Source organism: Enterococcus thailandicus (assembly GCF_001886265.1).
GTDB lineage: Bacteria > Bacillota > Bacilli > Lactobacillales > Enterococcaceae > Enterococcus_B > Enterococcus_B thailandicus.
Map to the genome: position 1 here is coordinate 1 of NZ_JXLE01000054.1, position 358 is coordinate 358.

The window sequence follows — 358 nt, forward strand, 5'->3', positions numbered from 1 at the left end:
GGAAAAATTGAGAAGAAACTATCCCTATTTGTTAAGGACACGTTCATTGAATTATTTTCCTCTATCCATCCTAGTCGAGTGAAATCAATCACTCCTGATCGTGGAAAAGAGTTTTCAAAACATTCAGAAATCACGAAAGCTCTTAATGGTGTTCCTTTCTATTTTCCTGATCCGCATGCGCCTTGGCAACGAGGGACAAATGAGAAACCAATGGTTTACTCAGAGAGTATTTACCAAAAAAAAAGAGATGGATAGTGTTACTGATGAAACAATTGATCAATATATTCTTAAATTAAATTTACGGCCAAGAAAATGTATACACTGGAAAACACCCTACGAAATATTTTTTGGAGTAACG

At 35.2% G+C, this 358-nt stretch carries 1 protein-coding gene; it reads left to right on the plus strand.

The annotated features are described in order from the left end of the window. Positions 1-255: IS30 family transposase (locus RV17_RS13560; RefSeq protein WP_211276015.1), on the plus strand; the 255-nt coding region annotated here is incomplete at its 5' end. Positions 256-358: the final 103 nt, after the last annotated feature.